Source organism: Streptomyces sp. R11 (genome assembly GCF_041051905.1).
Taxonomy (GTDB): domain Bacteria; phylum Actinomycetota; class Actinomycetes; order Streptomycetales; family Streptomycetaceae; genus Streptomyces.
This window is the reverse complement of record NZ_CP163432.1, coordinates 7,765,992-7,782,526: the sequence shown is the minus strand read 5'-3', so window position 1 is coordinate 7,782,526 and position 16,535 is coordinate 7,765,992. Positions and strand designations below refer to the sequence as shown.

Sequence of the window (16,535 nt, the reverse complement as noted above, 5' to 3'; positions counted from 1 at the left end):
CCGACCGCCAGAAAGAAGATGAACACTGTGAGCACCGAAGCCACCGCTACCGCGGGAGCCCTCAAGCGCCTCTCCGACGAAGGCGTCTCGATCTGGCTGGACGACCTGTCGCGCAAGCGGATCGAGTCGGGCAACCTCGCCGAGCTGATCGCGAACAAGAACGTCGTGGGCGTCACCACCAACCCGTCCATCTTCCAGGCCGCCATCGGCTCCGGTGAGGGCTACGAGGAGCAGCTCGCCGATCTGGCGGTGCGGGGCGTGACGGTCGACGAGGCCGTGCGCATGATGACGACCGCCGACGTGCGGGCCGCCGCCGACATCCTGCGGCCCGTGTACGACGCGACGGGCGGCCGGGACGGCCGGGTCTCCATCGAGGTCGATCCGCGTCTCGCCCACGACACGACGGCCACCGTCGCCGAGGCCCGCCAGCTCGCCTGGCTGGTCGACCGCTCCAACGTGATGATCAAGATCCCGGCGACCAAGGCCGGGCTGCCCGCCATCACCGAGGTCATCGCCCAGGGCATCAGCGTCAACGTGACGCTGATCTTCTCCCTGGAGCGCTACCGCGAGGTCATGGACGCCTACCTCGCCGGTCTGGAGAGGGCCGCCGCGAACCGCCTCGACCTCTCCGCCATCCACTCCGTGGCGTCCTTCTTCGTCTCCCGCGTCGACTCCGAGATCGACAAGCGGCTGGCGGCGATCGGCACGGACGCGGCCCTCGCGCTCAAGGGCCGGGCGGCGCTCGCCAACGCCCGGCTCGCCTACGAGGCGTACGAGGAGGTCTTCGGCGGTGAGCGCTGGACCGCCCTCGGCGGTGCCCGGGCCAACAAGCAGCGTCCGCTGTGGGCCTCGACCGGCGTGAAGGACCCGGCGTACAAGGACACCCTGTACGTGGACGAGCTGGTCGCGCCCGGCACCGTCAACACCATGCCCGAGGCCACCCTGAACGCCACCGCCGACCACGGCGAGATCACCGGCGACACGGTGCGCGGCGGCTACGCGCAGGCCCGTGCCGACCTGGCCGCCGTGGAGGCGCTCGGCATCTCCTACGACGAGGTGGTCACCCGGTTGGAGGACGAGGGCGTCGCCAAGTTCGAGGTGGCGTGGCAGGACCTGTTGGACGCCGTGCGGAAGTCGCTCGGCAGCAAGGGAGCTGACGCAGAATGACCGCCGACCGGGACTGGGACTGGGACAACCCCCTGCGCGACCCGCGCGACCGCCGTCTGCCGCGTATCGCGGGCCCGTCCGGGCTCGTCATCTTCGGTGTGACCGGCGATCTGTCCCGCAAGAAGCTGATGCCGGCCGTGTACGACCTCGCCAACCGCGGCATGCTGCCGCCGGGCTTCTCACTCGTCGGGTTCGCCCGCCGGGACTGGGAGGACCAGGACTTCGCGCAGGTCGTGCACGACTCGGTGCGCGAGCACGCCCGTACGGAGTTCCGCGAGGAGGTCTGGCAGCAGCTCGCCGAGGGCATGCGGTTCATCCCGGGTGACTTCGACGACGACGAGGCGTTCAAGCAGCTGCGCCAGACGGTCGACGAGCTGGACACGGCCCGCGGTACCAGCGGCAACTACGCCTTCTACCTCTCCGTACCGCCGAAGTTCTTCCCGAAGGTCGTGCAGCAGCTGAAGAAGCACGGCCTGGCGGACGCCCCGGAGGGATCCTGGCGGCGGGCGGTCATCGAGAAGCCGTTCGGGCACGACCTCGCGAGCGCCCGTGAGCTGAACGCGATCGTGCACGAGGTGTTCGACCCGGAGCAGGTCTTCCGGATCGACCACTACCTGGGCAAGGAGACCGTCCAGAACATCCTGGCGCTGCGGTTCGCCAACCAGATGTTCGAGCCGATCTGGAACCGCTCCTATGTCGACCATGTGCAGATCACGATGGCCGAGGACATCGGCATCGGCGGCCGGGCGGGCTACTACGACGGCATCGGCTCGGCGCGGGACGTCATCCAGAACCACCTGCTTCAGCTGATGGCGCTGACCGCCATGGAGGAGCCGGCCGCCTTCGACGCCGGGTCGCTGCTCACCGAGAAGCTGAAGGTGCTCAAGGCCGTCAAGCTGCCGGCGGACCTGGGCAGGCACACCGTGCGCGGGCAGTACGCGGCGAGCTGGCAGGGCGGCGAGCAGGTCGTCGGGTACCTCGAGGAGGACGGCATCGACGCGCGGTCGAAGACCGACACGTACGCCGCCGTCAGGCTGAACGTCGACAACCGGCGCTGGGCGGGCGTGCCGTTCTACCTGCGCACCGGCAAACGGCTCGGGCGGCGGGTCACCGAGATCGCGGTCGTCTTCCAGCGGGCGCCGCACTCGCCGTTCGACTCGACCGCCACCGAGGAGCTCGGCCAGAACGCCATCGTCATCCGCGTCCAGCCGGACGAGGGCGTGACGGTGCGGTTCGGCTCCAAGGTGCCGGGCACGTCCATGGAGATCCGGGACGTGACGATGGACTTCGCGTACGGCGAGTCGTTCACGGAGTCCAGCCCGGAGGCCTACGAGCGGCTCATCCTGGATGTCCTCCTCGGTGACGCCAATTTGTTCCCCCGTCACCAGGAAGTGGAAGAGTCCTGGAAGATCCTCGACCCGATCGAGGAGTACTGGGACACACACGGCAAGCCGGCGCAGTACGCGTCCGGGAGCTGGGGACCCGAGGAAGCCGACGAGATGCTCGCACGAGACGGACGGAGCTGGCGCAGGCCATGAAGATCGACCTGAGCGACACCACGGCAAGCAAGATCAACAAGGCGCTGGTGAAGGGCCGCCGCGCGATCGGCACGCCGGCCGTGGGCATGGTCCTGACGATGGTCATCGTCACGGACGAGGAGAACGCCTACGACTCGATCAAGGCGGCCGAGGAGGCCTCCCACGAGCACCCGTCGCGCACCCTGGTGGTCATCAAGCGGCACGCCCGCACCCCGCGCGACCGCACCCGCTCGCACCTGGACGCCGAGGTCCGGGTGGGCGCCGACGCCGGCACCGGTGAGACGGTCGTGCTGCGCATGTACGGCGAGGTGTCCGACCACGCCGACTCGGTGGTGCTGCCGCTGCTGCTGCCGGACGCGCCGGTCGTGGTGTGGTGGCCGGTGGAGGCGCCGGAGAACCCGGCGAAGGATCCGCTGGGGGCGCTGGCACAGCGCCGGATCACCGATCTGTACACCACCGAGAACCCGCAGGCCGAGCTGGAGGCCCGCGCGCGCTCCTACGCGCCCGGCGACACCGACCTCGCCTGGACCCGGCTCACCCCGTGGCGCTCCATGCTCGCCGCGGCCCTGGACCAGGCCCGGGTGCCGATCATCTCGGCGGCCGTGGAGGCCGAGGCCGACAACCCGGCCGCCGAGTTGCTGGCCCGCTGGCTGGAGGCCCGCCTCCACGTCACCGCCGAGCGGGTCGTCACCGCCGGTCCGGTCGTCACCGGCGTGCGCCTGGGCACCGAGAACGGCGAGATCGTCATCGACCGCCCCGAGGGTCCGCTGGCCACGCTGACCCTGCCGGACCAGCCGCCGCGCACCCTCGCGCTGAAGGTCCGCACCACCTCCGAACTCATCGCCGAGGAGCTCAGGCGCCTCGACGCGGACGAGATGTACGCCGTCGCCCTGCGGGGCGAGGCCACCAAGGAGACCCCTGACCATGTCTGACCCGCTGTCCGACACACCCCGTCTCACCCAGCGCCCCGAGTGGGGGGCCCTGGAGGACCACCGCGAGGACGCGCTGCAGCGCCCGCGGCTGCGTGAGCTGTTCGCGGCCGATCCCTCCCGCGCCGAGCGGTACGTCGTACGCGTCGGTGATCTGCGCATCGACTACTCCAAGCACCTGATCAACGACGAGACGCTCGCCCTGCTCCAGGAACTGGCCGCCGCCACCGACGTGTTCGGGCTGCGCGACGCGATGTTCCGCGGCGCGAGGATCAACGTCACCGAGGACCGGGCGGTGCTGCACACCGCGCTGCGGGCGCCGCGGGACGCGGTGATCGAGGTGGACGGCGACAACGTCGTGCCCAAGGTGCACGCGGTGCTCGACAAGATGAGCGACTTCGCCGAGCGCGTCCGCTCCGGCGCGTGGACCGGCCACACCGGCCGCCGGATCCGCAACGTCGTCAACATCGGCATCGGGGGCTCCGACCTCGGTCCGGCGATGGCGTACGACGCTCTTCGCCCGTTCACCGCACGGGAGTTGACGTTCCGGTTCGTGTCGAACGTCGACGGCGCCGACCTGCATGAGGCGGTGCGGGACCTGGACCCGGCGGAGACGCTGTTCATCGTCGCGTCCAAGACGTTCACCACGATCGAGACGATCACCAACGCCACGTCGGCCCGTTCCTGGCTGCTGGCCGGGCTCGGCGGTGAGGACAAGGCGGTCGCCAAGCACTTCGTCGCGCTGTCGACCAACGCCGAGAAGGTCACGGACTTCGGCATCGACCCGGACAACATGTTCGAGTTCTGGGACTGGGTCGGCGGCCGCTACTCCTACGACTCGGCGATCGGCCTGTCCCTGATGATCGCCATCGGCCCGGACCGCTTCCGGGAGATGCTCGACGGCTTCCACACCGTCGACGAGCACTTCCGCACTGCGCCCGCCGAGTCCAACGCCCCGCTGATCATGGGCCTGTTGGGTATCTGGTACGGCAACTTCTGCGCCGCCGAATCCCATGCGGTGCTGCCGTACTCGCACTACCTGTCGAAGTTCACCGCCTATCTCCAGCAGCTGGACATGGAGTCCAACGGCAAGTCGGTGGACCGGGACGGACAGGTCGTGGGCTGGACGACCGGGCCGGTGGTCTGGGGCACGCCCGGCACCAACGGGCAGCACGCCTACTACCAGCTGATCCACCAGGGCACCCGGCTGATCCCGGCCGACCTGATCGGCTTCGCCCGGCCGGTCGCCGAACTGAGCGACGAGCTCAAGGCGCAGCACGACCTGTTGATGGCGAACCTCTTCGCCCAGGGCCAGGCGCTCGCCTTCGGCAAGACCGCGGACGAGGTGCGGGCCGAGGGCGTGCCCGAGGAGCAGGTCCCGCACCGCACCTTCCAAGGCAACCACCCCACCACCACCATCCTCGCCCCCGAGCTGACCCCGTCGGTCCTCGGCCAGCTGGTCGCCCTCTATGAGCACAAGGTGTTCGTCCAGGGCGCCGTCTGGAACATCGACTCCTTCGACCAGTGGGGCGTCGAGCTGGGCAAGGTCCTCGCCAAGCGCGTCGAGCCCGCCCTCACCGAAGGGGCCGAGGTTCCCGGTCTCGATCCGTCCACGGCCGCCCTCGTGGCCGCGTACCGCTCGCTCAAGAACGCATCGGACGCGCAGGGCGTCCAGGAGGAAGTGAACTGACATGCAGATCGGTCTTGTGGGTCTCGGCAAGATGGGCGGCAACATGCGCGAGCGCCTGCGCAACGCCGGCCACACCGTCGTCGGCTACGACACCAACCCCGAACTGTCCGACGTCGCGAGCCTGGCCGACCTCGTCGACCAGCTCGACGCGCCGCGCACGGTCTGGGTCATGGTCCCGGCCGGCCGGCCCACCCAGCTCGTGATCGACCAGCTGGGGAGCCTCCTCAAGCCGTACGACACGGTGGTCGACGGGGGCAACTCCCGTTGGACGGACGACGAGCAGCACGCCAAGGAACTCAGCGCGCACGGCATCGGCTTCGTCGACGCGGGCGTCTCCGGCGGCGTGTGGGGTCTGAAGAACGGCTACGCCCTGATGGTCGGCGGCGAGAAGGAGTACGTCGACCGGCTCAAGCCGATCTTCGAGGCGCTCAAGCCGGAGGGGCCGTACGGCTACGTCCACGCGGGCAAGGTGGGCGCCGGGCACTTCGCGAAGATGGTCCACAACGGCATCGAGTACGCCATGATGCAGGCCTACGCCGAGGGCTGGGAGCTGCTGGAGAAGGTCGAGTCGGTGGACAACGTCCGGGAGGTCTTCCGCTCCTGGCAGGACGGCACGGTCATCCGGTCCTGGCTGCTGGACCTCGCGGTGAACGCCCTCGACGAGGACGAGCACCTGGAGAAGCTGAAGGGCTTCGCGCAGGACTCCGGCGAGGGCCGCTGGACCGTCGAGGCGGCCATCGACCACGCCGTGCCGCTGCCGGCGATCACCACCTCGCTGTTCGCGCGGTTCGCGTCCCGCCAGGACGACTCCCCGCAGATGAAGATGATCGCGGCGCTGCGCAACCAGTTCGGCGGGCACGCCGTCGAGTCGAAGGAGTAGTCAGCCGTGGGGGATCTGCTGTTGGTCCGCCACGGTGAGACGGAGTGGAGCAGGTCGGGACAGCACACCAGCTGGACCGACCTGCCCCTCACCCAGGACGGCGAGGAACAGGCCAAGTCCCTGGCTCCGCTGCTGTCCGGCCGGACCTTCTCACTGGCGCTGACCAGCCCGCTGCGCCGCGCGGTCCGCACGGCCGAACTGGCGGGCGTGACGGGGGCCGTACCGGAGCCCGATCTGCATGAGTGGGACTACGGCGGCTACGAGGGCGTCACCACCGTCGACATCCACCGCTCCCGCCCCCACTGGTCCCTGTGGACCGACGGAGTGCCGCCCGGACCGGACGGCCACTCCGGTGAGTCACCGGCCGAGGTGGGGGCACGCGCCGACCGGGTACTGGCCCGGGTGGACGTGGCGCTGCTGGACGGCGACGTCATCCTCGTGGCGCACGGTCACTTCCTGCGTGTCGTCACGGCCCGGCGACTGGGCCTCGCACCCGCGGACGGCCGGCTGTTCCAGCTCGCGACGGGCACGGTGAGCCGCCTGTCGACGGAGCACGGGCGGCCCGTGATCGCGGCCTGGAACACCAGGGCGTAGACCGACGAAGGCCCGGGCCGCATCCGCAGTGGGCGTCAACCCCACGCCCACTGCGGATGCGGCCCCGTGGGGTTGCTGGGATGCTGAAGTCCCCGTACGCAGTCGTACGAAGGAAGACCTCCGATGGCCGAGTCCGGGCAGCACGAGCAGCGCTACGAACGGTACGAGGGCGGCAGTCCCGAGGCGGAACGCCTGGTGTTCGAGCGGCTGGCGCGTGAGCTGATGGACGTGCAGGTCAGGAACCGGCGTGCCGGGGGCGGCGATGTCACCCGCGCCTTCCACGCCAAGGCACCGGTGGCCGTGGAGAACGCGCGGCTGCGCTTCCACGACGACCTCCCGGCAGCGCTGCGCGTGGGCTTTGCCCAGCCCGGCGCCGAGTATCCGGCGATCGTACGGCTGTCCAACGCGAGCGGCATCCGGCAGGGCGACGGCTCGCCGGATCTGCGGGGGGCGGCCGTTCGGGTGAGGGTGTCGGAGGAGGAGAGCCACGATCTGCTGGCGACCAGCCATCCCGTCTCGCACGCCCGCAACGCCCGGGAGTTCGTGGCCTTCGCCAAGGCGATGGCGGGCGCCCGCAGTCCGGTGCAGAAGGCGTTCGGGCTGTTCGTGAAGCTGCCGCTCGCCGTGGGACTCGGCACCGCCAACCGGATGCGGCGCAATGTGCAGGCGGCTGCCCGGCACACCGTCGACTCGCTGGCCTACGAGACGTACTGGAGCCGGGGCGCGATGCTGTGGGGCGACGCGGGGCCGGTGCGGTTCCTGTTCCGTCCCGCGCCGGGCACCCCGCCGGGGCCCGCGCCGGACCGACAGGACCCGGACTTCCTGCACCGTGAGTTCGCGCGTCGGCTGACGCAGGGCGCCGTCGAGTACGACCTGTGCGTGCAGCGGTTCGTGGACGAGCGGCACACACCGGTCGAGGACGCCTCGGTGGAGTGGACGGACGGGGTGGCGCCCGCGCTTCCCGTCGCCCGGCTCACGATTCCCGGCCAGGACCTGGACTGCGCCGAGGCGCGCGCGATCGCCCGCCGCATCGAGGACCTGAGCTTCAACCCCTGGTACACGACCGAGGAGTTCAGGCCGCTCGGCAACATCAACCGGGCCCGCAAGGCCGCGTACCAGGCGTCGAGCGCGCACCGGCTCGGCCTGCGGTTCGTCACCGAGGAGCCGGTCCGCAACAAGGTCCTCGGCCGTCCCGTCGAAGCGGCGTTCGCGCTGCTCAACCGGTCTGTGCCGTGGCACCGGCTGCCGACGCGGGCGAGCCTGCTGAACCTGGTGTTCCTGCGCAAGGTGCTGCGCCGGCTGAACCTGATCGACACCGAACCGCGCGAGGCGCCGCCGCGCGCGCAGCGGGTGCCCGAGCCGATCCCGGAGAGGTTGCGCGGCGAGCGGTCGTACGACGGGACGTACAACGACCTGTCGGCCCCGGGCATGGGCGCCGTCGGCGCCGCCTTCGGCCGCAATCTGCAGCCCGTCTTCCGTCCCGACCTCTTCGACACCCCGAACCCGGTAACCGTCAGCCGGCAACTCCTGTACCGCGAGAGCTTCCTGCCCGCGACCTCGCTGAACGTGCTGGCCGCCGCCTGGATCCAGTTCCAGGTGCACGACTGGGTCAACCACCGCCGCCACAGGCCTGGCGAGCGCAGTGTCGAGGTCCCGTTGCCGCCCGGCAGCGGACCGTGGCACAACACGCCCGGCGGGCCCGGCGAGAACGTGATGCGGTTCGCGGAGAACCAGGGCATCGAGGTGCCGGGCAGCCCGCCGATCCTGTTCGCCAACACCGCCTCGCACTGGTGGGACGGCTCCGAGGTGTACGGCGCCGACGAGCAGACCGCCCGCTTCCTGCGCGAGGCCGAAGGCCGCGCCGAACTCCGCCTGGAGGACGGACACTTGCCGAACGGCGGCAACGGCGGGATTCCGCTGACGGGCTTCAACGACAGCTGGTGGATGGGCCTCAGCGCCATGCACACGTTGTTCGCGCGCGAGCACAACGCGGTGTGCGCCGCGCTGCGGGCCGAGTATCCGACGATGAGCGAGGAGCGGATCCACCAGACGGCCCGTCTGGTGGTCTCGGCCCTGATCGCGAAGATCCACACGGTGGAGTGGACGCCGGCGATCCTCGCCACCGAGGCGATCGACATCGCCCTGCACACCAACTGGCAGGGGCCGCCGCAGAATTGGCTGAACCAGCTCGGGCTGTGGCTGTTCGAGTCGCACTCCCTGACCGGCATCCCCAGGACCCTGCCGGACCACCACACCGCGCCGTACTCCCTCACCGAGGACTTCGTCACCGTCTACCGCATGCACCCGCTGATCCCGGACGACTTCGAGCTGCGTGAGCACCAACTCGGGCAGCGCCTGGAGACGGTGGGCTTCCTGGACATCCAGGGCGGCGCGGCGGAGGCGCAGATCCGCAAGACGGGGCTCGCGAACAGCCTGTACTCGTTCGGCATCGCCCACCCCGGCGCGATCGCTCTCCACAACTTCCCGCGTTCCCTGCAGCAGTTCGAGCGCGAGGGCGAGATCATCGACCTGTCGGTGGTGGACCTGGTCCGGACCCGGCGGCGTGGCGTCCCGCGCTACAACGACTTCCGCGAAGGGCTGCACAAGCCCCGCCTGCGCTCCTTCGAGGAGCTGACGGAGAACGCCGAGACGCTGGCGCGGCTGAAGGAGGTGTACCGCTCGGTCGACGAGATCGACACCGTCGTAGGGCTGTTCGGTGAGAACCCGCCGACCGGGTTCGGCTTCAGCGACACCGCGTTCCGGGTGTTCATCCTGATGGCGAGCCGGCGTCTGCAGTCCGACCGCTTCCTCACCGTCGACTATCGGCCGGAGGTCTACACGCCGCTGGGCATCGACTGGGTCGAGCGGGGCGGCCTGAACTCCGTGATCCTGCGGCACTGCCCGGAACTTGCGGCGCTGCTGCCGCGCGGGGCGAGCGCGTTCGCGCCCTGGCGGGCGGTGCGGCCGACGAGTGGCTCGTCCTGAACGAGCCAGGGTGAAACAGCGGTGAGTTGACAGGTTCGGCGGCCGGCGTCAGAGTCCCGGCTGATGGAGATCAACGATCTGACGCCGGCCGAGCGCGCGGTATGGGAGGCCTTCCCCAAGGGCGCGGCTGTGGATTTCCGCGATGCGGGAGAGGAGAACCCGGCCGAGGGCGCCGACTGGGGGCCCCAACGGACCGTCCGCGCCACGGTGTTGCGGGCACTTCTGCTCAACGGCCCGACGGAGGGCGGTGAGGTGGCCGCCCTCAAGGTGGCGGGCGCGCGGATCACCGGTGTGCTGGACCTGCGGTACGCGACGGTGGACAGCATCGTGCGTCTCAGTCACTGCCACTTCGAGGACGTGCCCGATCTGTCCGGCGCCCAGCTGAAGTACCTCAATCTGACCGGGTCCCAGCTGCCCGGTCTGGCGTCCGCCCGGGTCCGGGTCGACGGTGGGCTGCGGCTGATGGGCTGCCGGTTCCGCGGGCCGGTACGGCTCGGCGGGGCGCAGGTCGCCGGGGCGCTGTATCTGGAGGGAACCGAGGTCACCGCGCCGGAGGGGACCGAGGATCCGGTCCTCCAGCTCCACCAGGTGACCATCGGGGAGGACCTGTGCGCGACACGGCTGCGCACGCGCGGGGAGATCCGGCTGAACGGCGCCACGATCAGCGGCTCGCTCCGCCTGGAGAACGCCGAGCTCCGCCATCCCGACGGCTTCGTCCTGAGCGCCGAGGCCCTCGAAGTGGGCGCCAACGTCCTGGGCAGACGCCTGAGCACGCGAGGCCGCATAGACCTGCGCGGCGCCCGCATTCCCGGTCGACTCGACCTGCTGTACAGCAGGCTGTCCAATCCCGGCGGCACCGCGATGCGGGCGAGCAGCTGTGTCATCGGCGAGGTGTGGCTGCGCGGGGGCACCCCGATGGAGGGCAGGCTCAACCTGCGCCGCTCGCAGATAGAGCACCTCAACCTGGATCCGGAGATGCTCCCGGACCAGGTCCGCCTCCTCGACCTCACGTACACGTCCCTGACCCCGCACGTGTCGCCCGAGCTTCGGCTGCCCATGCTGGAGCGGGACGAGGACACGTTCGACCCGCACGGATACGAGCAGTTGACCGCCGCATACCGCCGTACCGGCGACGAAGACGGCGCCCGGCTCGTCCAGCTGGCCAAACAGCGCCGCCACCGCACCACGCTCCCCTGGTACGGCCGCCTGTGGGGCCACGTCCAGGACGCCACCGTCGGCTACGGCTTCCGGCCGATGCGCGCCCTGGGCTGGCTGCTGTCCCTGCTCGCCGTGGGCTCCGTGGCGTTCGCGGTGCACACGCCGCCGCCCCTGAAGGCGGACGAGGCACCGCAGTTCAACCCGGTCTTCTACACCCTCGACCTGCTGCTGCCGGTGATCTCCTTCGGACAGGAACCGGCCTTCGCCCCGGAGGGCGGGCAGCAGGCCCTCGCCTACGTCCTCGTCCTCACCGGCTGGATCCTCGCCACGACGGTCATCGCCGGCGTGACGCGGACCGTCAGTCGACAGTAGGCCGGCGCAGTCACCGCGCGATGTGCTGCGCGGCCAGCCGCACGGGCGCGTTCGGGGCGCCGTAACCCCGGTAGCCGTCCCGCTGCACCAGCTCGAAGAAGACCCGGCCGACCGTCACGGTGTAGCAGTGCCGGAACTCCCCGTACGCGTCACGGTCGTAGAGGATGCCCAGCTCGCGGTACGTCTCCAGCTCGCCGTCCGCGAACTCGTACCGTGCCGCCAGGTCGTCGTGGTAATTGGCGGGGATCGGCAGCAGCCGGCCGCCGGACTCCCGGAAGCGGCGGGCGGCCGCGACCACGTCGTCCGTCGCCAGCGCAATGTGCTGGGCGTGCACGGTGTCGTCCGTGGGTGCCGCGCCGACGCTCAGGGCGATGCGGACGCTGCCGTCGGGGTTGGTGACGGCGCGGCTGCGCATCAGGCCGTACGGGTCGGCGACGTCGACGCTCTCCTGCGGGTGCAGGCCGAGGACGCTGCGGTGGAAGAGGGTCGCCTCGTCGAAGTGGTGCCAGGGCTGGACGAGGGCGAGGTGGTCGATGCGGGTCACTCCCGGATCCCGCGTGCCCTGCTCGGCGTGCCCCGTGCCCTGCTCGGCGTGCCCTGTGTCGGTGAAGTCGGCACGCCAGTTCGGCAGTTCGGGCCGGTCCGTCGCGCAGAAGAAGAGCTCCGTGCCGTCGGGGGCCGCGACCGCGTCCAGCGGGGCGTCCTGCGGAGTGCGGCGGCGGGGCAGGACCGGGGCCAGGAGGGCCTCGGCGCGGTGGGCGGCGCCGATCGGGTCCGGGGACTCCAGGCCGATCGCGGCGAGGCCGGTCCCGTCCCGGCGTGCCGAGCCTTGGGTGTTGACCAGAACACGGGCCCCGCCCTGCTGCCAGAGGTCGACCGGCTTGCTGCGGTGCCGTGCGGTGCGGGTGAAGCCGAGGGCGCCGAGTACGGCCGAGACCGGGCCGGCGTCCGGCGTGACGAGTTCGGCGAAGGCGACGCCGGTGGGGACGACGGGAGCGGGCGGCGTGGTCCGGCCGGCCTCCTCCTGGAGGACCAGCAGGGAGCGGAGGGCGTCCACGGCGGTCGGGCCGGCCTCGGCCTGACGGAAGACGTCGTTGAAGACCTCCAGGGAGAGCGGGCCGTCGTATCCCGTGCGCAGGACGTGGCGGACCAGTCCGGCGACGTCGAAGCCGCCCTGGCCGGGGAAGCAGCGGTAGTGGCGGCTCCACTGCAGGACGTCCATGGCGAGCAGCGGGGCGTCGGCGAGCTGGAGGAAGAAGATCTTCTCGCCGGGGATGTCCGCGATCCCTTCGAGGTCCTTGAGGTCGGAGCTGCGCGACAGGATGTGGAAGCTGTCCAAGCAGGTGCCGAGCGCGGGGTGGTCGGCGGCCTCGACGATGCGCCAGGCGTGGTCGTACGTGTTGACATGCCGTCCCCAGGCGAGCGCCTCGTAGGCGACGCGGATACCGAAGTCCTGGGCCAGGTCCGCGAGTTGCCCCAACTGCTCGGCGGCGAGCGCGTCGTCGTCCACCGCGCGCGGGTGCACGCTGGAGCAGACGAGGACGGTGTCGGCGCCGAGCCGCCGCATCAGCTCGAACTTGTGCCGGGCGCGCCGCAGGTTGCGGGCGAACTCGTCGGCGGGCACGGCCTCGATGTCTCGCATCGGCTGGTAGAGGTCGATGGTGAGACCGAGGTCGGCGCAGCGGGCGCGGATCTCCTCGGGGGTGAGGGGGCTGGCCAGCAGGTCGTTCTCGAAGATCTCCACACCGTCGAAGCCGGCCCGGGAGGCGGCCGTGAGCTTCTCGGTGAGGGATCCGCTGAGGGAGACGGTGGCGATGGACGTGCGCATGCCGGTACCTCTTCTCCTGGCTCTTCCTGTTCTCCTGGCTCTTGCTAGCTCGGGGTTCCCACGGCGTCCGCCAGCTCGGCGATGTCCGCGAGCATGCGCGCGCTGTCGGGCTCGCGTCCGGTGAACAGGCGGAACGCGTCGGCGGCCTGGAAGACGGCCATGCCGCCGCCGTCGAGGGTGGCGCACCCGAGGGAGCGTGCCGTGCGCAGCAGTTCCGTCTCCAGCGGGCGGTAGACCACCTCGGCGACCCACAGTCCCGGGTGGAGCAGCTCGGCCGGCAGGGGCATCCCGGGGTGGGCGGCCATGCCGGTGGGGGTGGCGTGCACCAGGCCGTCGGCGTGGGTCAGCAGTGCGGGCAGCGCGTCGAGGGCGGCGCCGGCCGCGCGGCCCGCGCCGAAGTGCCGGTTCAGGGCGGCGGCGAGATCGGCGGCGCGGTCGGCCAGCGCGTCGACCAGGGTGACCCGCTCGGCGCCGAGGGTCAGCATGGCGTGCGCGACTGCTGCGCCCGCGCCCCCGGCGCCGAGCTGCACGACCTGCTCCAGCGGCACGTCGGGCAGGCCCCGCGCGAAGGAGGCGGCGAAGCCGGTGACGTCCGTGTTGTGGCCGACGGACCGGCCGTCCTCGAAGACGACGGTGTTGACCGCGCCGAGCGCCTCGGCCTGCGGGGTGAGCGCGTCCAGGTGCTCGATGACGAGCTGCTTGCACGGGTGCGTGATGTTGAGCCCGTCGAAGCCCAGGTCGCGCGCCGCCCGCAGCAGGTCGCCCGCCGCCTCCGGCGGGACACCGTGCACGTCGATGTCGATGAGCCGGTACAGGTAGCGCAGGCCCTGGCGGTCGGCCTCCCTCTCGTGCAGCGCCGGGCTGAGCGACGGACCGATGCCGGAGCCGATCAGCCCGACGAGATACGAGTCCTTGGCGTCCTTGGCCACCGGGGGACCTCCTGAGCGGCTCACTAATGTACGAACTGGTGAGTTAGTAATAGCAGGCGAGCCGGGGCTTGGGAAGGCCTGACCCGGCGCGCGGAGCGACCGGGCTTCTACAATCACCGGCACGCGGGTGGGCCACCGGGGCGCGCTCACCCCTCGCCGAAGGAAGCCGATGACCAGCGTCGAAGAGCCGGCACGCAGCAACGGGCGGATCCGTGACGCCGCCCGCACCCAGGCCGAGATCCTCGACGTCGCGACGCAGGAGTTCGCCCGCGCCGGTTACGACGGCGCCCGCGTGGACGAGATCGCCGCCCGCACCCGGACCACGAAGCGGATGATCTATTACTACTTCGGCGGCAAGGAACAGCTGTTCACGGCCGTGCTGGAGCGGGCGTACGGCGTGATCCGGGAGGCCGAGCAGGAGCTCGACGTCGAGCATCTGGACCCGGTCGCGGCCATCCGTCGACTGGCCGAGGTGACCTTCGACCATCACGAGCGGCACCCGGACTTCATCCGCCTGGTCAGCATCGAGAACATCCACGGGGCCGAGCACATCGCCGCCTCCGAGAAGCTCGGCAAGATCGGCTCACCGGCCCTGGACGTGATCCGCCGGATCCTGGAGTCGGGACAGCGGTCCGGCCTGTTCACGGCCGACGTCGACGCCGTCGACCTGCACGCGATGATCAGCTCCTTCTGCTTCTTCCGGGTCTCCAACCGGCACACCTTCGGCGCCCTGTTCGGCCGTGACCTGGTGGATCCGGCCCAGCGCGAGCACTACCGGGCGATGCTCGGCGACATGGTGATCGCGTATCTGACGGCGGAGCGCGCGGCCGACTGAGGCGACGGGCCCAGCAGCGGACCGAGGTTCGTACGGCAGCACCTCTTGACACCCGGGAAACGTCGGCGCAACATCCGTAGCCACCGCTACTAACTACCCAGTGGGTTAATTAGCCGGGATCCGGCACTTCTCCCCTTCCCTGGTAGTCCCTCGTTTCCGCTCACTCCGCTTACGTTGGAGTCCCCTCGAAGGAGCACGCCGTGTCCGTCCCCGTCCCCCAGGCCCCGCCCGGGCAACCGAAGAAAGCCGCGACCGCCGCGTGGATCGGCAGCGCCCTCGAGTACTACGACTTCTTCATCTACGGCAGCGCCGCCGCGCTGATCTTCCCCGAGGTCTTCTTCGACGAGTCCGACCCGGCGACCGCGACCCTGCTGTCGCTGGCCACGTTCGGTGTGGCGTACGCGGCCCGGCCGATCGGCGCGCTGTTCCTCGGTCACTTCGGCGACCGGCTGGGGCGTAAGAAGATCATGGTCTTCACGCTGATCCTGATGGGCGTGTCGACGTTCCTCATCGGCTGTCTGCCCACCCGCGACCAGGTCGGCACCCTCGCGCCCGTCCTGCTGGTGCTGTGCCGGGTGCTGCAGGGCATCTCGGCGGCGGGCGAGCAGGCCAGCGCCAACTCGATGACCCTGGAACACGCGCCACCGCATCGGCGCGGCTTCTTCACCAGTTTCACACTGAGCGGCACACAGGGCGGGCAGCTGCTGGCAACCCTGGTCTTCATCCCGGTCGCGGCGCTCCCGGAGGAGCAGTTGCTGTCGTGGGGCTGGCGGGTGCCGTTCTGGATGAGCATCGCGGTCGCCGTCGTCGGCTATGTCATCCGCCGCAAGCTGGAGGAGACGCCCGCCTTCGAGCAACAGGCCGCCGCCGAGGGCGTCGTCAAGCTGCCGCTCGCGGTGCTGATGCGGGAGCACTGGGCGGATGTGCTGCGGGTGATCGCGGGTGCCCTGGTCGCCTCGGTCAGCACGATCTTCACGGTGTGGGCGCTGTCGTACGCCACCAGCGACTCGGTCGGGATGAGCAGGTCATCCATGCTGTGGGTGGGCGCTCTCGCCAACCTGGTCGCGCTCGCCGCGATCCCGCTGTGGGCCACGCTGTCGGACCGCATCGGCCGCCGCCCGGTGTATCTGATCGGCGCTGCGGGCAGCGCGGTGACGATGTTCCTCTACCTGTGGGCGATCTCGACCGGCTCCTACCCGCTGACCCTGCTGCTCGGCATCGTCGCCTTCGGAGTGGTCTACAGCGCCGCGAACGGTGTATGGCCCTCCTTGTACGGTGAGATGTTCTCCACCCGGGTCCGCCTGTCCGGCATGGCCATCGGCACCCAGATCGGCTTCGCGGTCGCCGGGTTCGCGGTCACTTTCGCAGCGCAGATCGCCGGCCCGGACGGGGACAACTGGTCCGCGGTGGCGCTCTTCACGGCGGCCCTGTGCGTGCCGCCGGTCGTGGCCGCGCTCTCGGCCCGCGAGACGGCGAAGGTTCCGACGGAGCTGCTGGGCGAGCGCGGGCCCCGGAACGTGACCCAGCCGGAGAAGGTCACGGCCTGACCCTGCGCCGACCGTGCGCCGCCCTTGTGCGAACTGCCTGGCCCCCGGACGCCGTGACGGCTCCGGGGACCCGGGCTGTCGGC

12 protein-coding genes are annotated in these 16,535 nt (G+C 70.7%); 10 read left to right on the top strand and 2 right to left on the bottom strand.

Annotation, left to right across the window (positions count from 1 at the left end; genetic code table 11):
• Positions 1-18: 18 nt before the first annotated feature.
• From tal to AB5J55_RS36005, 8 genes are all read left to right on the top strand, one after another.
• Complete coding sequence (gene tal, locus AB5J55_RS36040; protein WP_369274635.1) at positions 19-1,167, top strand: transaldolase; 1,149 nt, start codon at positions 19-21, stop codon at positions 1,165-1,167.
• Complete coding sequence (zwf, locus tag AB5J55_RS36035) at positions 1,164-2,705, top strand: glucose-6-phosphate dehydrogenase (protein ID WP_369274634.1); 1,542 nt, start codon at positions 1,164-1,166, stop codon at positions 2,703-2,705. The genes tal and zwf overlap by 4 nt, the downstream gene beginning before the upstream one ends.
• On the top strand, positions 2,702-3,637 hold the full coding sequence (gene opcA / locus AB5J55_RS36030; protein ID WP_369274633.1) for a glucose-6-phosphate dehydrogenase assembly protein OpcA: 936 nt from the start codon (positions 2,702-2,704) through the stop codon (positions 3,635-3,637). Before zwf ends, opcA begins: the two co-directional genes overlap by 4 nt.
• Positions 3,638-3,641: 4 nt before the next feature.
• Positions 3,642-5,324, top strand: coding sequence for a glucose-6-phosphate isomerase (gene pgi, locus AB5J55_RS36025; protein WP_369276383.1), 1,683 nt, complete (start codon positions 3,642-3,644; stop codon positions 5,322-5,324).
• Between the two features lies 1 nt (position 5,325).
• On the top strand, positions 5,326-6,204 hold the full coding sequence (gnd, locus tag AB5J55_RS36020) for a phosphogluconate dehydrogenase (NAD(+)-dependent, decarboxylating) (protein ID WP_369274632.1): 879 nt from the start codon (positions 5,326-5,328) through the stop codon (positions 6,202-6,204).
• A 6-nt stretch (positions 6,205-6,210) separates the two neighbouring features.
• Entirely contained in the window at positions 6,211-6,798 is a 588-nt protein-coding gene (locus AB5J55_RS36015) for a histidine phosphatase family protein (protein ID WP_369274631.1), read from the top strand.
• Positions 6,799-6,921: 123 nt separating this feature from the next.
• Positions 6,922-9,783, top strand: a complete 2,862-nt coding sequence (locus AB5J55_RS36010) for a peroxidase family protein (RefSeq protein ID WP_369274630.1) — start codon at positions 6,922-6,924, stop codon at positions 9,781-9,783.
• A gap of 63 nt (positions 9,784-9,846) precedes the next feature.
• Positions 9,847-11,313, top strand: coding sequence for a membrane-associated oxidoreductase (locus AB5J55_RS36005; protein ID WP_369274629.1), 1,467 nt, complete (start codon positions 9,847-9,849; stop codon positions 11,311-11,313).
• 10 nt (positions 11,314-11,323) lie between these two features.
• On the opposite strand, the gene AB5J55_RS36000 is transcribed toward AB5J55_RS36005, so the two are convergent.
• Positions 11,324-13,141 carry a bifunctional sugar phosphate isomerase/epimerase/4-hydroxyphenylpyruvate dioxygenase family protein gene (locus AB5J55_RS36000; RefSeq protein ID WP_369274628.1) on the bottom strand — a complete coding sequence of 606 codons (1,818 nt, stop codon included), beginning with the start codon at positions 13,139-13,141 and terminating at the stop codon, positions 11,324-11,326.
• 44 nt (positions 13,142-13,185) lie between these two features.
• Positions 13,186-14,070 (bottom strand): shikimate dehydrogenase, encoded by an 885-nt coding sequence (locus AB5J55_RS35995; protein WP_369274627.1) that lies wholly within the window; start codon positions 14,068-14,070, stop codon positions 13,186-13,188.
• A gap of 169 nt (positions 14,071-14,239) precedes the next feature.
• Between AB5J55_RS35995 and AB5J55_RS35990 the strand changes: the two genes are divergently transcribed.
• Entirely contained in the window at positions 14,240-14,905 is a 666-nt protein-coding gene (locus AB5J55_RS35990; protein ID WP_369274626.1) for a TetR/AcrR family transcriptional regulator, read from the top strand.
• Between the two features lie 200 nt (positions 14,906-15,105).
• A complete protein-coding gene (locus tag AB5J55_RS35985) occupies positions 15,106-16,452 on the top strand; it encodes an MFS transporter (protein ID WP_369274625.1) in 1,347 nt (448 codons plus the stop codon).
• Positions 16,453-16,535: the final 83 nt, after the last annotated feature.

What these genes read in the sequence shown, in the direction of transcription:
- opcA (WP_369274633.1), top strand. Translation starts at nt 2,702, where the DNA reads ATGAAGATCGACCTGAGCGACACCACGGCAAGCAAGATCAACAAGGCG.
- gnd (WP_369274632.1), top strand. Translation starts at nt 5,326, where the DNA reads ATGCAGATCGGTCTTGTGGGTCTCGGCAAGATGGGCGGCAACATGCGC.
- tal (WP_369274635.1), top strand. Translation starts at nt 19, where the DNA reads ATGAACACTGTGAGCACCGAAGCCACCGCTACCGCGGGAGCCCTCAAG.
- AB5J55_RS36000 (WP_369274628.1), bottom strand. Translation starts at nt 13,141, where the DNA reads ATGCGCACGTCCATCGCCACCGTCTCCCTCAGCGGATCCCTCACCGAG.
- AB5J55_RS36010 (WP_369274630.1), top strand. Translation starts at nt 6,922, where the DNA reads ATGGCCGAGTCCGGGCAGCACGAGCAGCGCTACGAACGGTACGAGGGC.
- zwf (WP_369274634.1), top strand. Translation starts at nt 1,164, where the DNA reads ATGACCGCCGACCGGGACTGGGACTGGGACAACCCCCTGCGCGACCCG.
- AB5J55_RS36005 (WP_369274629.1), top strand. Translation starts at nt 9,847, where the DNA reads ATGGAGATCAACGATCTGACGCCGGCCGAGCGCGCGGTATGGGAGGCC.
- AB5J55_RS35990 (WP_369274626.1), top strand. Translation starts at nt 14,240, where the DNA reads ATGACCAGCGTCGAAGAGCCGGCACGCAGCAACGGGCGGATCCGTGAC.